General features: G+C 67.8%; 21 protein-coding genes, 1 tRNA gene and 1 pseudogene. 10 read left to right on the forward strand and 13 right to left on the reverse strand.

The features are described 5' to 3' along the window. Positions 1 to 36: 36 nt before the first annotated feature. The 5 genes from hemA to QQK43_RS16750 all read left to right on the forward strand — a co-directional run bounded on the left by hemA (position 37) and on the right by QQK43_RS16750 (position 4,889). Positions 37 to 1,308, forward strand: a complete 1,272-nt coding sequence (hemA, locus tag QQK43_RS16730) for a glutamyl-tRNA reductase (RefSeq protein ID WP_234265249.1) — start codon at positions 37 to 39, stop codon at positions 1,306 to 1,308. Positions 1,309 to 1,381: 73 nt separating this feature from the next. Next, complete coding sequence (gene prfA, locus QQK43_RS16735; protein WP_284308648.1) at positions 1,382 to 2,479, forward strand: peptide chain release factor 1; 1,098 nt, start codon at positions 1,382 to 1,384, stop codon at positions 2,477 to 2,479. Continuing rightward, the gene (gene prmC / locus QQK43_RS16740) at positions 2,476 to 3,321 is read left to right on the forward strand and encodes a peptide chain release factor N(5)-glutamine methyltransferase (protein WP_284308649.1); all 846 of its coding nucleotides are present in this window, start codon (positions 2,476 to 2,478) and stop codon (positions 3,319 to 3,321) included. The genes prfA and prmC overlap by 4 nt, the downstream gene beginning before the upstream one ends. A gap of 61 nt (positions 3,322 to 3,382) precedes the next feature. Beyond that, a complete protein-coding gene (gene grxD / locus QQK43_RS16745; protein ID WP_234265252.1) occupies positions 3,383 to 3,706 on the forward strand; it encodes a Grx4 family monothiol glutaredoxin in 324 nt (107 codons plus the stop codon). A gap of 175 nt (positions 3,707 to 3,881) precedes the next feature. After that, positions 3,882 to 4,889 carry an AAA family ATPase gene (locus QQK43_RS16750; RefSeq protein ID WP_234265253.1) on the forward strand — a complete coding sequence of 336 codons (1,008 nt, stop codon included), beginning with the start codon at positions 3,882 to 3,884 and terminating at the stop codon, positions 4,887 to 4,889. Positions 4,890 to 4,913: 24 nt separating this feature from the next. Here the strand turns inward: QQK43_RS16750 and QQK43_RS16755 are convergent, their stop codons facing one another. Together QQK43_RS16755 and QQK43_RS16760 are read right to left on the reverse strand one after the other, a co-directional pair. Further along, positions 4,914 to 5,570: a lytic transglycosylase domain-containing protein gene (locus tag QQK43_RS16755; protein WP_370465304.1), complete on the reverse strand. Its 657-nt coding sequence runs from the start codon at positions 5,568 to 5,570 to the stop codon at positions 4,914 to 4,916. A 20-nt stretch (positions 5,571 to 5,590) separates the two neighbouring features. Further along, positions 5,591 to 7,336 (reverse strand): proline--tRNA ligase, encoded by a 1,746-nt coding sequence (locus tag QQK43_RS16760; RefSeq protein WP_284308650.1) that lies wholly within the window; start codon positions 7,334 to 7,336, stop codon positions 5,591 to 5,593. Positions 7,337 to 7,524: 188 nt separating this feature from the next. Between QQK43_RS16760 and QQK43_RS16765 the strand changes: the two genes are divergently transcribed. Next, positions 7,525 to 8,193: an RNA pyrophosphohydrolase gene (locus tag QQK43_RS16765; protein ID WP_234265255.1), complete on the forward strand. Its 669-nt coding sequence runs from the start codon at positions 7,525 to 7,527 to the stop codon at positions 8,191 to 8,193. Positions 8,194 to 8,251: 58 nt separating this feature from the next. Here the strand turns inward: QQK43_RS16765 and proB are convergent, their stop codons facing one another. The 4 genes from proB to rplU form a co-directional block, all read right to left on the reverse strand. Then, positions 8,252 to 9,415, reverse strand: a complete 1,164-nt coding sequence (proB, locus tag QQK43_RS16770; RefSeq protein ID WP_284308651.1) for a glutamate 5-kinase — start codon at positions 9,413 to 9,415, stop codon at positions 8,252 to 8,254. Positions 9,416 to 9,443: 28 nt separating this feature from the next. Next, positions 9,444 to 10,508, reverse strand: coding sequence for an Obg family GTPase CgtA (cgtA, locus tag QQK43_RS16775; RefSeq protein ID WP_284308652.1), 1,065 nt, complete (start codon positions 10,506 to 10,508; stop codon positions 9,444 to 9,446). Positions 10,509 to 10,628: 120 nt separating this feature from the next. Further along, positions 10,629 to 10,889 carry a 50S ribosomal protein L27 gene (rpmA, locus tag QQK43_RS16780; protein WP_234265258.1) on the reverse strand — a complete coding sequence of 87 codons (261 nt, stop codon included), beginning with the start codon at positions 10,887 to 10,889 and terminating at the stop codon, positions 10,629 to 10,631. A 13-nt stretch (positions 10,890 to 10,902) separates the two neighbouring features. Continuing rightward, positions 10,903 to 11,214: a 50S ribosomal protein L21 gene (gene rplU / locus QQK43_RS16785; RefSeq protein ID WP_234265259.1), complete on the reverse strand. Its 312-nt coding sequence runs from the start codon at positions 11,212 to 11,214 to the stop codon at positions 10,903 to 10,905. A gap of 328 nt (positions 11,215 to 11,542) precedes the next feature. Here rplU and QQK43_RS16790 point away from each other — a divergent pair, with 328 nt between their 5' ends. After that, complete coding sequence (locus QQK43_RS16790) at positions 11,543 to 12,472, forward strand: polyprenyl synthetase family protein (RefSeq protein ID WP_234265392.1); 930 nt, start codon at positions 11,543 to 11,545, stop codon at positions 12,470 to 12,472. A 64-nt stretch (positions 12,473 to 12,536) separates the two neighbouring features. Then, a tRNA-Pro gene (locus QQK43_RS16795) sits at positions 12,537 to 12,613 on the forward strand. A gap of 52 nt (positions 12,614 to 12,665) precedes the next feature. Here QQK43_RS16795 and QQK43_RS16800 read toward each other — a convergent pair. Both QQK43_RS16800 and QQK43_RS16805 read right to left on the reverse strand, forming a co-directional pair. Continuing rightward, on the reverse strand, positions 12,666 to 13,211 hold the full coding sequence (locus tag QQK43_RS16800; protein WP_284308654.1) for a DUF2889 domain-containing protein: 546 nt from the start codon (positions 13,209 to 13,211) through the stop codon (positions 12,666 to 12,668). A 190-nt stretch (positions 13,212 to 13,401) separates the two neighbouring features. After that, positions 13,402 to 14,598, reverse strand: a complete 1,197-nt coding sequence (locus tag QQK43_RS16805; protein ID WP_284308655.1) for a Bcr/CflA family efflux MFS transporter — start codon at positions 14,596 to 14,598, stop codon at positions 13,402 to 13,404. Between the two features lie 91 nt (positions 14,599 to 14,689). On the opposite strand from QQK43_RS16805, the gene QQK43_RS16810 reads away from it, so the two are divergent. Next, positions 14,690 to 15,163 (forward strand): EVE domain-containing protein, encoded by a 474-nt coding sequence (locus QQK43_RS16810; RefSeq protein ID WP_284308656.1) that lies wholly within the window; start codon positions 14,690 to 14,692, stop codon positions 15,161 to 15,163. Here the strand turns inward: QQK43_RS16810 and QQK43_RS16815 are convergent. Together QQK43_RS16815 and QQK43_RS16820 are read right to left on the reverse strand one after the other, a co-directional pair. Continuing rightward, entirely contained in the window at positions 15,138 to 15,797 is a 660-nt protein-coding gene (locus QQK43_RS16815) for a hypothetical protein (RefSeq protein WP_284308657.1), read from the reverse strand. The genes QQK43_RS16810 and QQK43_RS16815 overlap by 26 nt on opposite strands. Beyond that, on the reverse strand, positions 15,794 to 16,285 hold the full coding sequence (locus QQK43_RS16820) for an Mpo1 family 2-hydroxy fatty acid dioxygenase (RefSeq protein ID WP_284308658.1): 492 nt from the start codon (positions 16,283 to 16,285) through the stop codon (positions 15,794 to 15,796). Before QQK43_RS16820 ends, QQK43_RS16815 begins: the two co-directional genes overlap by 4 nt. 127 nt (positions 16,286 to 16,412) lie before the next feature. Between QQK43_RS16820 and QQK43_RS16825 the strand changes: the two genes are divergently transcribed. Further along, on the forward strand, positions 16,413 to 17,132 hold the full coding sequence (locus tag QQK43_RS16825) for a Crp/Fnr family transcriptional regulator (RefSeq protein ID WP_234265265.1): 720 nt from the start codon (positions 16,413 to 16,415) through the stop codon (positions 17,130 to 17,132). Here the strand turns inward: QQK43_RS16825 and QQK43_RS16830 are convergent. The 3 genes and pseudogenes from QQK43_RS16830 to QQK43_RS16840 form a co-directional block, all read right to left on the reverse strand. Beyond that, positions 17,083 to 20,289, reverse strand: a complete 3,207-nt coding sequence (locus QQK43_RS16830) for an error-prone DNA polymerase (protein WP_284308660.1) — start codon at positions 20,287 to 20,289, stop codon at positions 17,083 to 17,085. The two genes, QQK43_RS16825 and QQK43_RS16830, sit on opposite strands and share 50 nt — an antisense overlap. After that, on the reverse strand, positions 20,273 to 21,565 hold the full coding sequence (locus QQK43_RS16835; RefSeq protein WP_284308661.1) for a Y-family DNA polymerase: 1,293 nt from the start codon (positions 21,563 to 21,565) through the stop codon (positions 20,273 to 20,275). The genes QQK43_RS16830 and QQK43_RS16835 overlap by 17 nt, the downstream gene beginning before the upstream one ends. Next, a pseudogene (locus QQK43_RS16840) lies at positions 21,516 to 21,766 on the reverse strand (hypothetical protein); the annotation flags it as partial. The gene QQK43_RS16835 and the pseudogene QQK43_RS16840, both read right to left, overlap by 50 nt.

The raw sequence follows: 21,766 nt of genomic DNA on the forward strand, positions 1-21,766 counted from the left end.
CGGCAGCAGGGGCGCTGGAATTTTATAATCCCCTTTATGGCTGTCTGGGCACTCGGCATCAATCACCAAACGGCTCCGCTGGATCTGCGGGGCCGTTTTGCGTTCGCCATCGACCAGATCCAGCCCGCCCTCACGGGTTACCGCACCAGCCTGCCCCTTCAAGCCGAGGCCACCCTGCTGTCGACCTGCAACCGCACCGAACTCTATGGCGCTGGGGACCAGTCGGCGGTGGAACCCACGTTGCAGTGGTTGGCCCAGACCGGTGGCGTGAGCCCGCACGTGTTGCAGGACCACGCCTACATCCTGCGCGAAGACGACGCAGCCCGGCATGCCTTCCGCGTCGCCAGCGGCCTGGACAGCATGGTGCTCGGCGAGGCGCAGATCCTTGGCCAGATGAAAGACGCCGTGCGCGCCGCCGACGAAGCCGGTGCGCTGGGCACCACACTGCACCAGCTGTTCCAGCGCTCGTTCTCGGTGGCCAAACAGGTGCGCACCTCCACCGAGATCGGCGCGCACTCGATCAGCATGACGGCGGCCGCCGTCAAGCTGGCGTCGCAGATCTTCGAAGACCTCAAGGACATCCGCGTGCTGTTCGTCGGGGCCGGCGAGATGATCGAACTGGCGGCCACCCACTTCGCCGCCAAGACCCCCAAGGCCATGGCCATCGCCAACCGCACACTGGAGCGTGGTGAAAAGCTGGCCAGCCGCTTTGGCGCCGAAGTCATGCGCCTGGCCGAGATTCCCGAACGGCTGCACGAATTCGATGCGGTGATCAGTTGCACCGCCAGCACCCTGCCGATCATTGGTCTGGGCGCGGTCGAGCGGGCGCTCAAAAAGCGCCGTCACCGCCCCATGTTCATGGTCGATCTGGCTGTGCCCCGCGACATCGAGATCGAGGTCAAGGGCCTGTCCGACGTGTACCTCTATACCGTGGACGACCTGGCCGGCGTGGTGCAGACGGGCAAGGACAACCGGCAGGCCGCCGTGGCGCAGGCCGAGGCCATCATCGACGCCGGGGTGCTGAGTTTCATGCACTGGATGCAGCAGCGGGATCCGGCCAACGGTGTCGTGCCGCTGATCCAGCAACTCAACGCCCAGGCCGACGCCTGGCGCCAGGCCGAAATGGCGCGCGCGCGCCGGCTGCTGGCCAAGGGCGAGCCGGTGGACGCGGTGCTCGAAGCCCTGGCCAAAGGCCTGACGCAAAAGATGCTGCACGGCACCCTGGCCGAGCTGCACACGGGCGACGCCGAATCCCGCGCCCACACGGCGCAAGCGGTTTCGCGCCTCTTCCTGCGCGAAAAGTCCTAGCGGCGCTAGCCGCTCCGCCCGGTCCGCGCGCCTCCAGAGCGTGCGGTCTTCCCGCTCACCCGCTCCCGCTGCCGTGAAACCCTTTGTCCGCGACACCCTGAACCGCCAGCGCGCCCGCCTGCACGAGCTGGACGCGCTGCTCTCCGCCCCCGACGTGGTCAGCGACTTGCAGCGCTTCCGGACGCTCAGCCGCGAACACGCCGACGCCAGCGAGCGGGTCAACGCCTTCAACCGCTACCTGCAACGCGAGGCCGACCGCGCCAGCGCCCAGGGACTGCTGACCGATCCCGACATGGCCGACATGGCGCGCGAAGAGGTGCAGGCCGCCGAAGCCGAGATGGCGCAGCTCGACGAGGCGCTGCAGCGCCTGCTGCTGCCACGCGATCCGGACGATGAACGCGCAGCCTTCCTGGAAATCCGCGCCGGCACCGGGGGCGACGAATCGGCGCTGTTCGCGGGCGATCTGGCGCGCCTGTACACCCGCTACGCAGACAGCCAGGGCTGGCGCACCGAGATCGTCAGCGAATCGCCGAGCGAACTGGGCGGCTATAAAGAAGTGGTGCTGCTCATCAGCAACCCGGGCGGCGCCGGGCCCGGCGTGTACGGCCAGTTGCGCTTTGAATCCGGTGGCCACCGCGTGCAGCGCGTGCCCGCCACCGAAACCCAGGGCCGCATCCACACCAGCGCCGCCACCGTGGCCGTGATGCCCGAACCCGACGAAGCCGAAGCCGTCAAACTCAATCCGGCCGAACTGCGCATCGACACCTTCCGCGCCAGCGGCGCCGGCGGCCAGCACATCAACAAGACCGATTCGGCGGTGCGCGTGACCCACCTGCCCACCGGCCTCACCGCCGAATGCCAGGACGGTCGCAGCCAGCACAGCAACAAGGCCAAGGCGCTGCAGGTGCTGGCCGCACGCCTGCAGGAAAAAGAACGCAGCGAGCGCGCCGCCAGCGAAGCCGCCACGCGCAAGGGCCTGATCGGCAGCGGCGACCGCAGCGATCGCATCCGCACCTACAACTTCCCGCAAGGACGCCTGACAGACCACCGCATCAACCTCACGCTCTACAAGCTGCTGCAGGTGATGGAGGGCGACCTGGGCGACGTCATCCACGCGCTGCAGGTGGCGCGCGGCGCCGAACAATTGGCCGCGCTCGAAAGCCAGGCATGACGACGCTCGCCGAAGCGTTGGCCTCTGCCGCCCGGCTCGGGCTGGACCGCCTGGACGCCCAGATCCTGCTGTTGCACGCGCTGGGCCGTTCGCCCCATGACCGCGCCTGGCTCATCGCCCACGACGCAGACGTCCTGCCCGACGCGGCGCAAACCGTGTGGACCGCACTGCTGCAGCGGCGCCAGGCCGGCGAACCCGTGGCCTATCTGCTGGGGCACAAGGCCTTCTTCGGGCTCGACCTGCAGGTGGGCCCGGGCGTGCTCGTGCCGCGGCCCGACACCGAAACCCTGGTCGAATGGGCGCTGTCCTTGATCCCGACCGAGGCTGCGCCAGCCCAGCCCACGCGCGTGCTCGATCTCGGCACCGGCAGCGGAGCCATCGCCCTGGCGCTGGGCACCCACGCACCACAGGCCGAGCTGACCGCCACCGACGCCAGCGAAGCCGCCCTGGCGCAGGCCCGCGCCAATGGCCAGCGCCTAGGCCTGCCGGTGCGCTGGCGCCTCGGTCACTGGCTGGACGCTGTGCCGGGCGAGCGCTTTCACCTCATCGTCTCCAACCCGCCCTACATTGCCGAGGCGGACCCGCACCTGGCGGCACTGACCCACGAGCCGCTGTCGGCCCTGACAGCCGGCCCCGACGGGCTGGACGACATCCGCCACCTCGTGGCCACCGCACCCGGCGCGCTCCACCCCGGCGGCTGGCTGCTGCTCGAACACGGCTACGACCAGGCCGCCGCCGTGCGCGCCCTGCTCAGCGACCGGGGCTTCGAAACTGTCAGCAGCCGTAACGACCTCGCGGGCATCGAGCGCTGCACCGGCGGGCGCTGGCCGCTCGCGCGATAATCCGGATTTCCGGCCAGCCACCCGGTGCCGGCCCGCCCCAACCCACACGGAACCTACGACCATGAGCGACGTGCAAAGCCAGATCGACCAACTGGTCAAATCCCACGACATCGTGCTGTTCATGAAGGGCAGCGCCAGCTTCCCGATGTGCGGCTTCTCCGGCCGCGCGGTGCAGATCCTCAAAGCCTGCGGCGTGGACCCCAAGTCGCTCACCACCGTCAACGTGCTCGAAAACGACGCAGTGCGCCAGGGCATCAAGGACTACAGCCAGTGGCCCACCATTCCGCAGCTCTACGTCAAGGGCGAATTCATCGGCGGTTCGGACATCATGATGGAAATGTACGAGTCGGGTGAACTGCAAAAAGTGATCACCGGTCAGGCCTGACCGTCCCTTTCGCCCCGCCGACAGCCGCCCGGGCGGCTGTTTGTTTTTTGGGCGTGATGCGCCATCCACCAGCGCGCAGGCGAACCGTCCATCGGGGATCACCGGACTTGAGAGCCGGCACGGCTTGTGCTTGAATGAATTCGGGTTTCCCGTTTTCGTCACGCAGGAGAACGCCTTGAGCTCACACAGCCTGGTCCCGTCCTCACCCGCGATCCCCTTGCCGATCGCGCAGATGCGCAGCGTCTACCGCGCCGACGATGTCGAGCGCCGGCTGGTCAAGCTCCAGTCCAGCGGCACCGAGCGCGAACACGAAGGCCTGCGCAGCACCTACCAGCGCATGCTCGAACGCGGTCCGCAGCGGTTTGCCGTCAAACCCTCCGGTGTGCCCGACATGGCGCCGCTGTATGAATTGCTGCCCAATTTCGGCGAGGTGCTCGACGATGTGAAGCGCCACGTGGCACTGAGCCAGGACAGCCGCGACAGCCTGGAGGTCACGCCCATCCTATTGTTAGGGCCACCCGGCGTGGGCAAGACACACTTCGCGCGGCAGATTGCCGACCTGCTGGGCACCGGCATGAGCCTGGTGCCCATGAGCAGCATGACCGCCGGCTGGCTGCTCTCGGGGTCGTCCTCGCAATGGAAAGGCGCCAAGCCCGGCAAGGTATTCGAAGCCCTGGTGGACGGCGAATACGCCAACCCGGTGATCGTGGTCGACGAGATCGACAAGGCCAGCAGCGACGCGCAATACGACCCACTCGGTGCGCTCTACAGCCTGCTCGAACACGACACGGCGCAGCACTTCGTGGACGAATTCGCCGAAGTGCCCATCGATGCCAGCCAGGTGATCTGGATCACCACCGCCAACGACGAACGCCACATCCCCGAACCCATCCTGAACCGGATGAACGTGTTCGAGATCCAGCCGCCCTGCCCCGACGCGGCCCGGCGCATCGCCGGGCACCTGTACCAGTCGATCCGCGCCGAACACGACTGGGGACGCCGTTTCGACGCCGATCCGCCCGACGATGTGCTGGACCAACTGGCCGCCCTGGCACCGCGCGAAATGCGCCGAGCCCTGGTCACCGCCTTCGGCAACGCCCGGTTGGACAACCGGTTCAACGTGGAGCCCGGCGACCTGCCCCGTGCGGGCACCGGCAAGGCCCGGATCGGCTTCGTGCAGTGAGACTGCGGCCGGGCGCGACCGCCTTCAGGTGTCGCCGTGCACCCAATGGCGGGCCGCCGCGTACACCGCGTTCGGGTAAGCGGCCTTGCCCCGGCTGCCGTTGTAGCGCCCCAGCGCCATGAACGTGTCGCCGCGCTCGCGCTCCAGGTAGTGGCGCAGGATCACGCAGCCGAAACGGATGTTGGTCTGCATGTGGAACAGCTTGCCGGCGTCACCATCGCCGATCAGGCGCGCCCAGAACGGCATGATCTGCATGTAGCCGCGCGCGCCCACACTCGAGATCGCAAACTTGCGGAAAGCGCTTTCGACCTGGATCAGGCCCAGCACCAGGGTGGTGTCCAGCCCCGCCCGCTTCGACTCGTACCAGACCGTCTGCAGAAAATCGATCCGCGTCTGGAAATCGGGCTTGCGCCGCTGCAACCGGTCGCCCATGGCCCCCAGCCAGCGCAGGTAGGACAGGCGCCGTTCAATGTCCGTGAATTCGGGCACCGGTGGCGCCGTGTTGGCGATGGCCGCACTCAGTGCAGAACGCACCGAATCGGCCAGTGGTTCCTCAACCTGCCCACCCGCCCGGGAAGCCCCGGGATAAGCAGCCAACGCGACACCCCCCAGCCACCCGACGCTGCCGAGCAGACAGTCCCGGCGACGCCAGCCCGGCGAGCAACGCGAATCCGGCTCCATGCGTGCGACCCTTCGAACGCTCAGACGCCCAGGCGCTCCCGCACGAAGGCCAGGGCGTCCCCAACAGGCACCTTGGACGCTGCCGCATCGCGGCGGTGCTGGTACTCCAGCACGCCTTCCTTGAGACCGCGGTCACCGATGGTCACGCGGTGCGGCACACCGATCAGTTCCCAGTCGGCGAACATCGCACCCGGGCGCTCGCCCCGGTCATCCAGGATCACGTCCACCCCCAGGGCCAGCAGGCCCTGGTACAGATCGTCGGCCGCGGCCTTCACCGCTTCGCTGCGGTCCGCCCCCACCGGGCAGACCACCACGGTGAACGGCGCGATCGCATCGGGCCAGATGATGCCGCGCTCGTCGTGGTTCTGTTCCACGGCCGCAGCCGGCAAGCGGGTGACACCAATGCCGTAGCAGCCCATCTCGAAATGCTTGGGCTTGCCGTCTTCGGCCAGAAAGGTGGCGTTCATGGCCAGGCTGTATTTGGTGCCCAGGTAGAACACGTGGCCCACCTCGATGCCGCGCTCGATGGACAGCGGGCCCTGGCCGTCGGGCGACGGATCGCCCTCGACCACGTTACGGATGTCGGCCACGAGTGCCGGTTCGGGCAGATCACGCCCCCAGTTCACACCCGTGTGGTGGAAGTCGACCTCGTTGGCACCGCAGATCCAGTCGGCCATCACCGCCACTTCGCGGTCGGCAACGATCGTCAAAGGCTGCTTCAGGCCGATCGGACCCAGATAGCCCGGCTTGCAGCCGAAGTGCGCCTCGATTTCGGGCACGGTGGCGAAGCGGAAGCCTTTGTCCAGGCCCGGCACCTTGCCCACCTTCACTTCGTTCATGTCGTGATCGCCACGCAGCAGCAGCAGCCAGACCTGGCTGCCCGTCACCTCGCCGGCCTCGTTGAGTTCGTCGGTGGCGAGCACCAGCGATTTGACCGTGGTGGCGAGTGGCACACCCAGCAGTTCGGCCACGTCGGCACAGGTGCTCTTGCCCGGCGTGGGCGTCTTGGTCATCGCATTGGCCGCCGCCGGGCGCGGGCCGGCCGGCGCCAGCGCCTCGGCCTTTTCCATATTGGCTGCGTAGTCGCTGTTCGGGCAATAGACGATGGCGTCCTCTCCCGTGGCCGCGATCACCTGGAATTCTTCCGACAGGTCGCCCCCGATGGCACCGCTGTCGGCCGCCACCGCGCGGTAACGCAGCCCGAAGCGGTCAAAGATGCGACGGTAGGCGGCAGCCATCACCTGGTAGCTGGCCTTGGCCCCGGCTTCGTCGCGGTCGAAGGAATACGCGTCCTTCATGATGAACTCGCGGCCCCGCATCAGGCCGAAGCGCGGGCGGCGTTCATCGCGGAACTTGGTCTGGATCTGGTAGAAATTCTTGGGCAGTTGCTTGTAGCTGCGCAATTCCTGGCGCGCGATATCGGTCACAACCTCTTCGCTGGTCGGCTGCACGACGAAATGGCGTTCGTGGCGGTCCTGGATGCGGAGCAACTCCGGTCCCATCTTGTCGAAGCGCCCCGTCTCCTGCCACAACTCAGCCGGCTGGATCACCGGCATGGTGAGCTCCACCGCCCCGGCGCGATTCATCTCCTCTCGCACGATCTTTTCCACCTTCTGGATCACGCGCAGCCCCATGGGCATGTAGCTGTAGATACCGGCACCCAGCTTCTTGATCATGCCGGCGCGCGTCATGAGCTGGTGGCTGACGACCTCGGCATCGGCGGGAGCTTCCTTGAGGGTGGAAATGAAGAACTGGGAGGCTTTCATGGACACACCGCCCCTGGGCGGCCAGATGGGAAAACGTGGGTGGTTCGGGATGGCGAAACCCTTGACATCAAGGTTTCGCAGCGGGATCGGTATTTACCCGGCATTGGCGGAGCAGGCCCCCCGCACAGGGTACGCAAGTCGTCATGCGCGATGCATAATCGTCACAGTTCAAAAATTTGGGGTCGATTATGCTTGACAGAGAAGGCTTCAGGCCCAATGTCGGCATCATTCTGCTCAACCAGCGAAATCAGGTGTTCTGGGGCAAGCGCATCCGCTCCCATTCCTGGCAATTTCCGCAAGGTGGCATCGACCGGGGCGAAAGCCCCGAGCAAGCCATGTTTCGGGAGTTGCACGAAGAAGTGGGGCTCAGGCCCGAACACGTGAACATCGTGGCCCGTACGCGGGACTGGTTGCGCTACGAAGTGCCGGACCGCTTCATTCGCCGGGAGGCGCGCGGTCACTACAAAGGGCAGAAACAGATCTGGTATCTGCTGCGGCTGGTCGCTCAGGACTGGCATCTCAACCTGCGCGCCACCAACCACCCCGAGTTCGATGCCTGGCGGTGGAACGACTACTGGGTCCCACTGGATGTGGTGGTTGAATTCAAACGGGGCGTCTACGAAATGGCGCTGACCGAACTGGCCCGCTACCTGCCGCGGCAGGACAGCCGAAACCGCTATCTGCGCGGGGGCAGCCGGCAACGCCTGTCGGTAGATCACGCTTGCGCCGAAGCGGTCTTGCCCGAACCGCTCATGCAGCCCCTGTGCATGGAGCTCCCTCCCGGCGCCTGCTTCGAGCCCGACCCTCAACGGTCGCAGCAGACCCCATCGATCACACCGATACCCGACACGCATTGATGAGACGCCTCAGGCGCCGCTCAGACACCCTGAGCGGGCACCTGAAGCGCCATCCGATTCAGGGACGCGAAAGCACCAGGTTGTCGCGGTGAATCATCTCGGGCTCGGCCGCATAACCCAGCAGCCGCTCGAACTCCGCTGACGATTTCCGGCACAGCAGCCGCGCTTCCGAACTGGCGTAGTTGGCCAGGCCGCGCGCGATTTCCACCCCGCGGGTGTCGCGCACTGCGATCACATCGCCGCGCGAAAACTCACCTTCTACGCCGGTCATGCCGATCGGCAACAGGCTCTTGCCTTCACCGACGACCTTGCTGGCCGCGCCGTCGTCAACGGTCACGGCGCCCTGCAGCTTGAGGTGATCGGCCATCCACTGTTTGCGTGCCTGCAGCTTGGCCGTCTGCGCCACCAGACAGGTGCCAATGGCTTCGCCCGCGCACAAGCGCTGCAGCACATCGGGTTCGCGCCCCCAGGCAATCACCGTGGATGCCCCCGAGCCGGCCGCGCGCTTGGCCGCCAGGATCTTGGTGATCATGCCGCCGGTGCCGATGCCCGAGCCGGCGCCACCGGCCATGACCTCGAGCTGCGGATCGCCTGCGCGCGCCACATGCACAAAGGTGGCCGCAGGATCGCGTCGCGGATCGGCGGTGTACAGGCCTTTCTGGTCCGTCAGAATGATGAGCACGTCGGCCTCGACCAGATTGGCCACCAGCGCCCCCAGGGTGTCGTTGTCGCCGAACTTGATTTCGTCGTTGACGACGGTGTCGTTCTCGTTGATGACCGGCACCACGCCCAGCTGCAACAGGGTCAGCAGCGTGGAGCGGGCGTTGAGGTAGCGCTCGCGATCAGCGAGGTCCGCATGCGTGAGCAGCACCTGGGCACTGCCGACCCCGCATTCGCGCAGCTTGGTCTCGTACATCTGCACCAGCCCCATCTGCCCCACGGCCGCGGCGGCCTGCAGTTCGTTGATTTCCTTCGGCCGGGTGCGCCAGCCCAGGCGCTTCATGCCTTCGGCCACCGCGCCGCTGCTGACCATGATGAGCTCGCGCCCCTGCCCCACCAGCGCTGCGAGCTGACGGCTCCAATGGCCGATGGCCTCTTCGTCCAGTCCACGCCCTTCGTTGGTCACCAGGCTGGAGCCCACCTTGACCACGATGCGCTGCGCGGTCTTGACCACTGACGGCACGGCCGCCACGTCGTTCGCGATAGTTGCCTGATCGGCCATGTCGGATGAACCTTGTCGCTGTCGGGTCTCAGGGGTTGCCCGCAAAACGCGGATCGACCTCCACGTGCGGTTGCGCGGCTTCGTGCACCTTCGCGATGTGCTCGTAAATCTTCTGCACCAGGAACTCACACCCCTCACGGGTCAGCGCCGAAATCTCGAACACGGGCCCTTTGTAGCGCAGGCGTTTGACGATGTCCTTGACGCGCGCCGCGCGCTCGTCAGCCGGCACCATGTCGAGCTTGTTCAACACCAGCCAGCGCGGCTTGGCATACAGCTCGGCGTCGTATTTTTTGAGCTCGCCCATGATCGCCTTGGCCTGTTGCACCGGATCAACCGCGTCGTCGAAAGGAGCCACATCGACCAAATGCAGCAGCAACCGTGTGCGCTGCAGATGGCGCAGGAACTGATGGCCCAACCCGGCCCCCTCCGAGGCGCCCTCGATCAGGCCAGGCACGTCGGCCACCACAAAACTCTTTTCCGGCCCGACCCGCACCACGCCCAGGTTCGGGTAGAGCGTCGTGAACGGGTAATCGGCGATCTTGGGCCGCGCATTGGACACGGCCGCGATCAGTGTCGACTTGCCGGCATTGGGCATGCCCAGCAGGCCCACATCGGCCAGCACCTTGAGTTCGAGCTTGAGCGCGCGCCGCTCGCCGGGCCAGCCGGGTGTTTTCTGGCGCGGCGCCCGGTTGGTCGAACTCTTGTAATGCATGTTGCCGAAGCCCCCATCGCCACCTTTGGCAATGGTGATCAGCTCCCCGGGCTGCAACAGCTCGTGCAGCACTTCGCCCGTTTCGGCGTCGCTGATGATGGTGCCTACCGGCATCTTGAGCACAATGTCGTCGCCCTTGGTGCCGAACATGTCGGAGCCCTTACCGTGCTCGCCGCGCTGCGCCTCGAAGCGGCGCGTGTAGCGGAAATCGACCAACGTGTTCAGGTTCGAATCGGCCAGCGCCAACACGTGACCACCCCGGCCACCGTCACCGCCGTCGGGGCCGCCGAACTCTTTGTACTTCTCATGGCGGAACGACGCGCAGCCGTTGCCGCCGTCACCAGCCGCGACGTCAATGGTGGCTTCGTCCACAAATTTCATGATGGAATCCCGGAAGAACAGAACGCAAAAGGCCCGCAAGCAGCGGGCCTTTCCACAGGGCTGATGCCCACCTGTCGTCGGCCCGTCCGGCGGATTTCACCGCCTTCCGGAACCAGCACATCACACCGCAGGCGTGATGCTGACGACGTGGCGGTTCAGGGCGCCCTTGACGGCGAAGGTCACGTGACCGTCCACCGTCGCAAACAGGGTGTGGTCTTTGCCCACGCCGACATTGGTGCCGGGGTGGAACTTGGTGCCGCGCTGACGCACGATGATGGAACCGGCACTCACCAGTTCGCCACCGAAAGCCTTCACGCCGAGCATCTTGGGCTTGGAATCGCGCCCATTTCGCGTAGAGCCGCCGCCTTTTTTCTGTGCCATTTCAAATTACTCCTCAGGCAGCGATCGAAGCGATCTGCAGCTCGGTGAAATTCTGACGGTGACCTTGGCGCTTCTGGTAATGCTTGCGACGGCGCATCTTGAAGATGCGAATCTTGTCACCACGACCGTGCGCCACCACCGTGGCTTTGACCGTTGCGCCGGAGACCAGGGGCGTGCCCACCTTCAGTTCAGCGCCGTTTCCGACGGCCAGAACCTGGTCGATCACGATTTCCTGGCCCACTTCCGCAGCAATCTGTTCTACTTTAATTTTTTCGCCGGCAGCGACGCGATATTGCTTGCCACCGGTTTTTATGACCGCGTACATAGGAACCTCTTGGAATGAATCCGAGCGTCTGCCCCGGACCTTGGTCAGAAAACCTTGGTCGGCGATGCACCCGAATGTCCTCAAAAACCCGGCAGACGAACTTCCACCGAGCCCATGATTTTATACCGGAATCGCTGAAAAATCAAGCAACCCAGCCCGGACAGCGCCTCACCGCACGCCGACCCCCACCCCTGCGCCCACTTTGTGCCGCGCATCGGGCGCGTTCCTATAATTTCCGGTTGACCCTTCCCTCGCCACCGCCACAGGCTCCATCTTGACCGCTGCCAGTCCCTCCACCGTTTCGCCCCTCGAACTCATCCGGCCAGACATGCAACGGGTGGACCAGGTGATCAACGAACGGCTCACGTCCGATGTGCCGCTGGTCAAGGAAGTGGCCCAATACATCATTTCAGCTGGCGGCAAACGCCTGCGCCCAGCCCTCCTGCTGCTGGTCGGTGGTGCCCTGGCAGTCGACCATCCGCACCGGCACGCCCTGGCCGCCGTGGTCGAGTTCATTCACACCGCCACCCTGTTGCACGACGACGTGGTGGACGAGTCCACCCTGCGCCGGGGGCGCGAGACGGCCAACGAACGTTTTGGCAACGCAGCCAGTGTGCTGGTGGGCGACTTTCTCTACTCGCGCGCCTTCCAGATGATGGTGGATGTGAACAACATGCGCGTGATGCAGGTGCTGGCCGAAGCCACCAATGTGATCGCCGAAGGCGAAGTGCTGCAGCTGATGAACATGCACGACTCCTCGCTCGATGAGGCCGCGTATCTGCGCGTGATCCGCTCGAAGACGGCCAAGCTGTTCGAGGCCAGCGCCCGGCTCGCACCCATCCTCGTCGGCGCCGACGCGGCCACCGAGGCGCATTGCGCCACCTATGGCCAGGCGCTGGGCACCGCGTTTCAGGTGATCGACGACGTACTCGACTACGAAGGCGATCCCGCCGAACTGGGCAAAAACCTGGGCGACGATCTGCGCGAAGGCAAGGTCACGCTGCCCATCATCTGCGCCCTGCGCCGCTGCACCGACGCCCAGCGCCAGATGATCCATGCGGCCATCGAACAAGGCGACACCGAACACCTCGACACCATCGTGGCCATCGTGCGGGAAACCGGGGCACTCGATGCCGCCCGCAGCAGCGCCGAGGCCGAAGCCCAACGGGCCATTGATGCGGCCCAACAACTTCCCGCCAACGAGTACCGCGAAGCTTTGCTACAATTAGCGGCTGGACTTTTGGAGCGGCGCTCCTGACCGGTCAAACGGAAAGAGTTCAAGGCAACTGCAACGGTTGCCGACGATTGGTCAACAGACCCATCGGGGTGTAGCTTAGCCTGGTAGAGCGCTACGTTCGGGACGTAGAGGCCGGAGGTTCGAATCCTCTCACCCCGACCAGATTCTTTATTCTTCCCCTTGCACAACGCGCCCGCCAGCAGCGGGCTGGCCCTCAGGTCTGAGGGTTCGGTGCGTCTGCGGCCGGTGCCTCGGACACTGCCGGACGGAAGAACATCGGATACACCTTCTCCACCACAGGCCCCGCAAAATCCCAGGCCTTGCATTGGCCCAGATGCATGGGTGGGCGGCCGTCCGCTGGTGGTGCAAACGAGGCCGAGCGGGTCTGGAAAGCGGCGGTCGCCAGGTTGAACAGCAACTCCCGCAAATGCGTGCAACCCTCGATCCCGCCCAGGTGGCGCTCGATGGTCTTGCGCCAGCCCTTGCCCAGCGTTTCGCCCACCAGACGCTGCATCGGAGGCATGGCCTGTGGACAGGGATCGTGCGGGTGTGCATCCATGCTGACGGCCACATCACGGATCACCATGGCGTCGTCCACCGTCAGCCGGATGCGCATGTGGTGAATCGCCTCGCCGGGCGCCCACTGACCCTCGCCTTCGATCTCGAAGGCATGCGGTTTGGAATCGTGCAACTCCCCCTCGATGTCCCACCACCCGTCGTCACGCAAAAAGCCGCGGTATTCGACGCGGCGGGTGTGCATGGGGCGGCGGGGTTGGGGATCGGGCAAGGGCAAGGCAGGACTCCAGACAAAAGAAGGGGCTGGCCGCCCCTGCCCGATTGTCATCGACCCGCCGGGGAACGGCTGCAGCACAAGCGACGCGCGCTCACGCGAGACATCCCGGGAACGCTGCGTGCCGGACCCGGGCCCTACCGCGCAGAAGCGCGCGCGATCAGACCGCGCGTCGCCGGTGCAACCGCCATTGCGCCGTTGCGCCGGTCAGCGCCAGGACCAGCATCAGCCAGCCCAGATTGCTGGCACCGTGGTGCGGGACCAGCCCCACCACAAAGCCCCCGAGGGCGCCGGTCAGTTGCTGCGACAAGCCCGCCACGGCTGCCGCTGCGCCCGCCAGGGCAGGCACCAAACCGACCGTGCCCGCCAGTGCCGGCGGCACCACCAGGCCATGCCCCACACCCAGCAGCAGCAGCGGCAGCGCAAAGGCCAGGGCGGTGTTCCAGCCGGCCAGCGCGAGCACCAGCATGAGCCCGATGCCCCCCACGGTCAGCGCCTGGCCGGCCCGCATGAGCGGGCGGTCGCCCAGTCGCTGCACCAGCCGCGATGCCAGAAAGCTGCCCACGATGTAGGCACACGGCACGACCATGATGTAGTAGCCGATGCCATCGGGGCCAACCCCGTAAGCGCCCAGCACGATCGGCGCCGCACCGAGAAAGGCGTAGAAAGTGGCGGTGGTCATGGCCAGAATGGACACCGACAGCACAAACCCCGGTTCGGCCAGCAAGCGGGCGTACGCGCGGCCCATGGCGCGCAGCCAGTGGGTTTCCGTGTCTTGCGCCGGGCGCCGGTCGGGCAGACCGCGCCAGATCGCCACGAACAGCACGGCGGCCAGCACCGCCATGACCCAGAAGTTGGCCTGCCAGCCCAGCCGCACGTGCAGTTGTCCTCCCACGATCGTGGCCAGCGGCGGGCACACCCCCAGCGCCATGCCCACAAACGCCATCACCTTGATGCGCTGCGGGCCTGCAAAAAGATCCTGCACCAGCGCCCGCCCCACCACCATGCCGGCGGCACAACCAGCCCCTTGCAGCACGCGGGCCACGATGAGGCCGGTCAGGCTGTCCATCAGCGCAGCCATCACCGAGGCGCCACCCGCCAGGGCAACACCGAACATCAATACCCGCTTGCGCCCGATGCGGTCGGACAGCGGCCCATAAAGCAGCTGCATCGAGCCGTAGGTGACCACATACCCACTGAAGGTCAGCTGCACCGCGGCCTGGCTGGCTCCGAACAGCGCCCCCCATTCCTGCATCGAGGGCAGGCAGATGGTCATGGCCAGCAGGCCGAACGCCAGTTGCGCGAGCAAATTGACGATCAGCCAGCCGCCGGCGGGCGGATGAGCAGCAGCATTCATGGGCACAGGGAACAGTCGGAAACCCTATAGGCTAACCGCCCGGCCTGCGGCCGCGTGTCGCTCCCGGCCAAGCCCCCGATAAGATGAGGACATGAACGAACCCCGGTACTGGCTGATGAAGTCCGAGCCCGACGAGTGCTCGATCGACGACGCGCTGGCCGCCCCCGGCGCCACCGTGCCCTGGACGGGTGTGCGCAACTACCAGGCGCGCAACTTCATGCGCGATGCGATGAAGGTTGGCGACGGCGTGCTGTTCTACCACTCCAGTTGTCCGGAGCCAGGCATCGCCGGCCTGGCGCGCGTGGCTTCCGGCACCCGGCCGGACCCGACCCAGTTCGACCCGGCATCGCCCTACTTCGATGAGAAATCCAAGCCCGAAGCCCCGCGCTGGCTGCTGCTGGATGTGCAGGCGCTGCAGAAGACCCGCCTGATCGGCCTGCCCGAGTTGCGCACCACGCCCGAACTGGCCGACCTGACCATCCTGCAACGCGGCAACCGGCTGTCGATCACCCCGGTCAGCGCGGCGCATTGGCGCTTCATCACCGAGCGCCTGCTGGGCGCCTGAGCCGCCACGCCCAGGCCACCAGGCCCAGCACGACCACGGCGGTGAAGCCCCAGCCCAGGGCGCGCGACACCGGCAGTTCCCCTTCGCGTGCGGCTTCCATGAAAAACAGCACGAAGGCCAGCAGGTGCACGCCAGCGCGCTGCACGCGCACCCACAGCGCCCCCGGCCGCACCGTCCAGGCCAGCAGCACGTCGACGCACCACCACAGCGCGAACACCGTGTCCAGTCGCGGTGCGCTCACGCGCGGGGTGTTCAGCACCCGCTGCCAGTCGTTGCCGAAAATCACCACCACCGCCCAGTAGAAGTGCACCGCAAAGACCAGCAGCGACGCGGTCCAGCAGATGCGCCAGACCCGCGCCGCCACGGCCGACCGCGACGCCAGCGGCAGCAGCGCCAGGGCGGGCGCCGCCAGCAGCAGCGACGCCCAGATGGTGAAGAACGTGCGGTGCAGGTCTTCCCGCTGCGTGGGCAGCACATCGGCCACCCCGCCGCCTGGGGGCAGCAGAGAAAACAGCGCCCAGCCGCGCGTCCAGGCCGCAGCCGCAAAGACCGCCAGCAAACTGGCACCCCCGAGCGCCAGCACCCATGCGCCATCGCGCCCGCGCTGCGTGTCCTGTGTCGTCCAGGTTGTCATGCCTGCCCCTTGAGCTGTTCGCGCAGGCCCGGCTGAAGCCCCAGCGCCACCGCGATCTCACCCACCAGGAACAGCGGCCCCACCAGCAAGCCACGCACGTCGTCGAAGAATGCCGGCTTGCGCCCTTCCCAGACGTGCCCCACGGCCTGGAACACCCAGCCCACAACGAAGCTGCCCAACGCCCAGGCCAGCCACAGCGGGGTGGCCACGTCCCCCAGGGGTTGCACCAGCAGCACCAGGCCACCCAAAGCTACGATGGTCGGCGCCGTCAGGGACCAGCGGCCTTGCCGCAGGTACCACAGCGCCGTCAACGCCCAGACGGCGGTATCGGCCCCCAGGCGCCAGCCCCCGACGTCCACCTGCCAGCGGGTCAGCAGCGCGGCGATGCCGAACGCGATGAGGGGAATGCCGATGAAATGGGTGGCCACGTTGCGTGGGTCGCGGTGGTAGCGCGCGTATTCCATCAGATGGCGGGTGGCTCGGTCCATGGTCGTCTCCTGGTTGTGGTGGGTGGCAAGGGGCGCGAGCATGCGCGAAACGCCCAGGATGCGTCTGTCAAAATTTCGACAAAGCCTGCGTCCTTCCCCCGCTTCTGCGGGAAATCCCCGACCCGCCATGCCGCCCCCAACCCCAGCGCCACCCGGTCTGCACACCGCCCTGTCCAGCGACGAATGGTTCAGCGCTTGCGACCCGGCGCTGCAGAGCGAGTTGCTGCGGCTGGCCCGCATCCGGCACCTGGCCGCTGGCGAATCGTTGTTCGCGCGCGGCGGCGAGGCCGACGGCCTGTGCTGCGTGGTCGCTGGCGCGCTGCGCATCGGTGCCCTCAACGCCGAAGGCCACAGCAGCTTGCTCGCCTGGCTGGAGCCCTACCAGTGGTTCGGTGAAATCTCGCTCATCGACGAACAGCCCCGCACACACGATGCCGTCGCCGACGGGCCGTCGCAGGTGCTGCTCGTGCCGCGCGGGCCGCTGCTGGCTTGGCTGGAAGGACACCCGGCGGTGTGGCGCGACATGGCACGCCTGGCCTGCCGCAAGCTGCGCGTGCTCTTCGTCGCACTGGAGGAACTGGCCCAGTTGCCGCTGGAAGAGCGCGTCTGGCGGCGCCTGCAACTGGTGGCCCGGGGCTACGACAGCCGCGACACGCCACGCCGGCACATCCGCCTGTCGCAAGAGGCGCTGGCCCAGATGCTGGGCGTGAGCCGCCAGAGCATCAACAAGGCCCTCAAAACCCTGGAGGCCGGCGGCCGGCTGTGCCTGCACTATGGCGAGATCGAGCTGCTCGGCGCTAATGGAAATCCCGGCTCTGCGGCGCCAGCCGGCCCAGCCATGGGGTGAGGTCTTCCAGCCGGCCGGCGATGAGGTTGCAGACCTCGCCTTCGCGCTGCCAGACACCGTACACCGCCAGCAGGCGGGAGCGGGTCAGTTCGTGGCGCTGGCGTTCGCGCAGCGCGCGCCAGACGATCACCTGCACCACGCCGGTTTCGTCTTCCAGCGTCACGAAGACCACGCCCTTGGAGGTTTCGGGCTGCTGCCGGCCGGTGACGATGCCACAGGCGCGCACCAGGCGGCCGTCGGGTGCGGCGCGCAGGTCGGCCGCGGTCATGAAGCGGCGCGCCTGCAGGCGCTCGCGCAACAGCGCCAGCGGATGACGGCGCAGCGTGAGGCCCAGGCTGGCGTAGTCCCAGACGATGGCTTCGCCTTCGGGCGCTTCGGGCAGGGCCAGCGCCACCTCGTTCACCGGGCTGCCGCGCAGCAGCGCAGGCGCAGCGCGCAGGCCGGCGGCGTCCCACATCTGCTGGCGGCGGTGGCCGCTGAGCGAACGCAGCGCGTCGGCAGCGGCCAGGTGCTGCAGATCGGCCTGGTCGAGGCCGGCGCGCAGGGCCAGGTCTTCGGTGCTGGTGAAACCACGCTGTGTGCCGCTGCTGCGGCCTGGTGATGCCGATTCTGTGCCGCGCGAGGAAGCGCCCGGATGTCGCGCCGCCAAGAGCCGAGAAGCAGCGGCCTGGGACAGCCCCTCGACCAGCCGCAAGCCCAGGCGCACGGCGGGTTTGGGGCTGTCTGCGCGCGGCTCCAGCGTGCAGTCCCAGTCGCTGTGGCACACGTCCACCGGCCGCACCTCGACACCGTGGCGCCGCGCGTCCTGCACCAGTTGGCTGGGCGTGTAGAAACCCAGCGGCTGGCTGTTGAGCAGCGCGGCCAGGAATTCGGCCGGGTGGTGGCGCTTGACCCAGGCGCTGTCGTACACCAGCAGCGCGAAGCTGACGGCGTGGCTTTCGGGGAAGCCGTAGCTCGAAAACCCCTTCACCTGCTCGACCACGCGCTGCGCGAAGTCCAGCGGGTAGCCGTTGCGCGTCATCCCATCGATCAGGCGGTGTTCGTAAGCGCCCAGGCCCCCGGTGCGCCGCCACGCGCCCATGGCACGGCGCAGCGCGTCGGCTTCGCCCGGCGTGAAATCGGCCGCGATCATGGCGATCTGCATGCACTGCTCCTGAAACACCGGCACGCCCAGCGTGCGGTGCAGCGCCGCTTCCAGCCCCTTGGGATAGTCGATGGCTTCCTTGCCCTGGCGCCGGTTCAGGTAGGGATGCACCGCACCTCCCTGGATGGGGCCGGGCCGCACCAGCGCCACCTCGATCACCAGGTCGTAGAACACACGCGGCCGCAGGCGCGGCAGCATGCTCATCTGCGCGCGGCTTTCGATCTGGAACACCCCCATGGTGTCGGCGGCGCAGATCATGTCGTACGTGGCCGCGTCGCGGTCGGGGATGTCCTCCAGCCGCAGGGGGGCGCCGCGCCACTGGCCGATGAAATCGAGCGAACGGCGCAGCGCCGTCAGCATGCCCAGGGCCAGCACGTCGACCTTGAGCAGGCCCATGGCATCAAGGTCGTCCTTGTCCCACTGGATCACGGTGCGCTCGGGCATGGACGCGTTCTCGATCGGCACCAGCCGCGCCAGCGGCCCGCGCGTGAGCACGAAACCCCCGGTGTGCTGCGAGAGGTGGCGCGGGAAACCCAGCAACTGCTTCACCAGCGTGGCCAGTTGCCGCACGGCCAGGCTGTCCGGGTCCAGCCCGGCTTCGCGCAAGCGGGTGTCGGCCAGACCGTCCTCGTCCCACCAGCGGTAGCCGCTGGACAGGGCGGCGAGCGCGGTGTCATCAAAACCCAGCGCCTTGCCCACGTCGCGCACCGTGCTGCGCGGGCGGTAGCTGATGACGGTGGCGGTGAGCGCGGCGCGCTCGCGACCGTACTGGCGGTAAAGGTACTGGATGACCTCCTCGCGCCGCTCGTGTTCGAAGTCGACGTCGATGTCGGGCGGTTCGTTGCGTTCGCGGGAGATGAAGCGCTCGAACAGCACCGAAGCCCGTCCAGGATCTACCTCGGTGATGCGCAGGCAGTAGCAGACCACGCTGTTGGCGGCCGAGCCGCGCCCCTGGCACAGGATGCCCTGCGAACGCGCAAAGGCCACGATGTCGTGCACGGTCAGAAAGTAGTGCTCGTAGCCCAGTTCGATGATGAGCGCGAGTTCGTGTTCGATCTGCGCGCGCAGCCCGGGTGCGACCCCGCCCGGCCAGCGCTCGGCAGCCCCGGCCAGCGCCAGGGCGCGCAAATGGCTGGCAGGGGTTTGACCGGGCGGTACCCCCTCGTCGGGGTACTGGTAGCGCAGCTCGTCCAGCGACCAGCCGGCGCAGCGCTCGGCCACGCGCAGGGTTTCGGCCAGCAGCTCGGGCGGGAAGCACTGCGCCAGCCGCACGCGGGTACGCAGGTGCTGCTCGGCATTGGGCGCGAGCGCGTAGCCACATTCGGTCAGCGGCCGGCCGACGCGGATGGCGGTCAGCACGTCCTGCAGCGGCTTGCGCGAGCGCACATGCATGAGCACGTCGCCCACCGCCACCAGCGGCACGGCGGTGAGCGCGCTGGCGACACGCAGGTGCTGCAGATGCAGCTCGTCGTCCAGCCGCCCCAACTGCGTCACGCCCAGCCAGCAACGCCCCGTGAAGGCACCGAGCAGCCAGCGGGCGATGGCGTCCGTGTGGGCCTGTGGGGCGCCCCTGGGCGGCACCGCCAGCGCCAGGCAGTCGGCCAGCGCCTTCGGATCGATGTCGCGGCGGCGCAGCCGGTAATGGCCTTTGGCCGCCGCCCGCCGCAGGCGGGTGATGAATTCGCACAGGTTGCCATAGCCCTCCAGGCTCGTGGCCAGCAGCACGAACGTGAACGCCTCACCCTCCCCGCGGTCCGCCTCCACCCGGAACTGGCTGCCCACGATGAGCGGCAACCGGTGTTTGCGGGCCGCCACGTGCGCCCGCGCGATGCCGGCCATGGAGCATTCGTCGGTGATGGCCAGGGCCCGGTAGCCCAGCGCCTTCGCGCGCGCCACCAGTTCCTCGGCATGGCTGGCACCACGCAGGAAGCTGAAGTTGGAGCTGCACAGCAGCTCGGCACAGTCGGGCAACGCCGGCGGCGCCGGGTCGTGAACGTCAGGCGAAGAAGCCATGGAGGTACCACGCGGGTTCGGCATCGCGGGTCTGGAACACCCAGAGCACGCCGGCCTGGGGCGAGCGTGCGACCCAGTAGTCGCGCGCCGTGTGGCCGTGTTCGCCGCGGGCTTCGTCGCGGTCCCACCAACCGGCCTCGACGCGCTGCGGCCCCAGCAACAGCTGCAGTTCGCCCCCGTAGTGCGGCCGGTGGTTGAGCACCAGCAGGCGCAAGGGCTCGGGCCGCAGAAAACCCGGCTGCGGCCCGGAGGGTGCGTCCCCCCGGGGTGCCGCGCCCAGGGGCCGGTTCGCGGGCACCCAATCGGTCATGCGTTCGGGCCGATGGTCTTCGCGCAACACGGGGCGCACCACGCGCCCGGCCCCCAACCGGATGGCCAAGCGCTCCAGGGTGCGCGGCAGGGGTTCGCCATCGGTGGCGTCTTCGGGCAGCCACGACGCGCTGGCGCCCGGCAGCGGCTGGCATTCGTGGGCCACCAGCCGCAAATCGCCGACCGGCGCTGCCAAGGTCGTCTGCCCCAGGTGTTCGGCCAGCAGGCGACCCAGGTGCACCGGGTCGCGCGTGATTTCGGCCGTGCGCACGGTCACGCTGTCGCCTTCGCCCGCCGCCCGCGAGCGCAGGGCGTCGTGGGCCCAGTGCAGGGTGAACGCGGTGATGCCGACCTGGCGCGCGCTCAGCCAGCCCGCCAGGGCCTGCAGCAGGTGCTGGGCACCCGCCAGCAAGGCGGGCGCGGTGTCGACACGGTAGGCCAGTTCCAGCCGCGCATCGAAGTGTTCGGGCACCCGCAGCCACTCGTGTGCCTCGGCCTGCTGCCCGTAGAGCCGGTCCAGCGCCTCAAGCAGTCCGGCGTCGAACCGCCGGGCCACGCCCGCACGCGGCAAGCGGCGCAAAGCGCCCAGCGAGGTACAGCCCATGCGCCCGAGCGCCGCTCGGTGAGGGGCCGCAGCCGCGAGTGCCTGCAGGGGCAGACCGTCCAGTTGATCGGCCAGCGTCCGGCCATCGACCCATGCCTGCCCGGTGCGTGCCAGCGCCAGGGCCGCCAGGCTGTTGGGACCCCAGGCCAGGCGCACGGCCCCGAAAACCGCCGCCCCTTCGCGCACGCGCCCGGCCAGCGCTGCGGCCCCGCCGAACAGGCGCAGCGAGGCCGACACCTCCATCACCACGGCCGCCTCCACCTGCGCAACGCGCGGCGTGAACTGCAGCGCCCACAGGGCCAGCCCGGCGGCGTCAATGGGGCAGGGGCCGCAGGTCTCGGGCAACAGGGCGCACCACCACATGGGGCCACTCCGGCACAGGCAAGGTTCGGGGCACCGGCGCGGCCGGCGTTTCGGCGGGCGATCGCAAGCGGGCGGGCAGCACCCCGTCCAGCCCGCCCGGCACCGCCTCCAGCACCAGGGCACGCGCCAGCGGCGGCCCGGTGCGCTTGATCAGATCCACCTGCAGTGTCCAACCCGCTCCGGGCTGCAGCGCCAGCCGCA

This window comes from Hydrogenophaga electricum (assembly GCF_030160815.1).
Lineage (GTDB): Bacteria > Pseudomonadota > Gammaproteobacteria > Burkholderiales > Burkholderiaceae_C > Hydrogenophaga > Hydrogenophaga electricum.

Bases quoted from the DNA above. Each gene is read 5' to 3' on its own strand.
- hemA (WP_234265249.1), top strand. From the start codon at position 37: ATGGCTGTCTGGGCACTCGGCATCAATCACCAAACGGCTCCGCTGGAT.
- prmC (WP_284308649.1), top strand. From the start codon at position 2,476: ATGACGACGCTCGCCGAAGCGTTGGCCTCTGCCGCCCGGCTCGGGCTG.
- grxD (WP_234265252.1), top strand. From the start codon at position 3,383: ATGAGCGACGTGCAAAGCCAGATCGACCAACTGGTCAAATCCCACGAC.
- QQK43_RS16755 (WP_370465304.1), bottom strand. From the start codon at position 5,570: ATGGAGCCGGATTCGCGTTGCTCGCCGGGCTGGCGTCGCCGGGACTGT.
- QQK43_RS16760 (WP_284308650.1), bottom strand. From the start codon at position 7,336: ATGAAAGCCTCCCAGTTCTTCATTTCCACCCTCAAGGAAGCTCCCGCC.
- QQK43_RS16765 (WP_234265255.1), top strand. From the start codon at position 7,525: ATGCTTGACAGAGAAGGCTTCAGGCCCAATGTCGGCATCATTCTGCTC.
- proB (WP_284308651.1), bottom strand. From the start codon at position 9,415: ATGGCCGATCAGGCAACTATCGCGAACGACGTGGCGGCCGTGCCGTCA.
- cgtA (WP_284308652.1), bottom strand. From the start codon at position 10,508: ATGAAATTTGTGGACGAAGCCACCATTGACGTCGCGGCTGGTGACGGC.
- rpmA (WP_234265258.1), bottom strand. From the start codon at position 10,889: ATGGCACAGAAAAAAGGCGGCGGCTCTACGCGAAATGGGCGCGATTCC.
- rplU (WP_234265259.1), bottom strand. From the start codon at position 11,214: ATGTACGCGGTCATAAAAACCGGTGGCAAGCAATATCGCGTCGCTGCC.
- QQK43_RS16790 (WP_234265392.1), top strand. From the start codon at position 11,543: ATGCAACGGGTGGACCAGGTGATCAACGAACGGCTCACGTCCGATGTG.
- QQK43_RS16800 (WP_284308654.1), bottom strand. From the start codon at position 13,211: ATGCACACCCGCCGCGTCGAATACCGCGGCTTTTTGCGTGACGACGGG.
- QQK43_RS16805 (WP_284308655.1), bottom strand. From the start codon at position 14,598: ATGAATGCTGCTGCTCATCCGCCCGCCGGCGGCTGGCTGATCGTCAAT.
- QQK43_RS16810 (WP_284308656.1), top strand. From the start codon at position 14,690: ATGAACGAACCCCGGTACTGGCTGATGAAGTCCGAGCCCGACGAGTGC.
- QQK43_RS16815 (WP_284308657.1), bottom strand. From the start codon at position 15,797: ATGACAACCTGGACGACACAGGACACGCAGCGCGGGCGCGATGGCGCA.
- QQK43_RS16820 (WP_284308658.1), bottom strand. From the start codon at position 16,285: ATGGACCGAGCCACCCGCCATCTGATGGAATACGCGCGCTACCACCGC.
- QQK43_RS16825 (WP_234265265.1), top strand. From the start codon at position 16,413: ATGCCGCCCCCAACCCCAGCGCCACCCGGTCTGCACACCGCCCTGTCC.
- QQK43_RS16830 (WP_284308660.1), bottom strand. From the start codon at position 20,289: ATGGCTTCTTCGCCTGACGTTCACGACCCGGCGCCGCCGGCGTTGCCC.
- QQK43_RS16835 (WP_284308661.1), bottom strand. From the start codon at position 21,565: ATGTGGTGGTGCGCCCTGTTGCCCGAGACCTGCGGCCCCTGCCCCATT.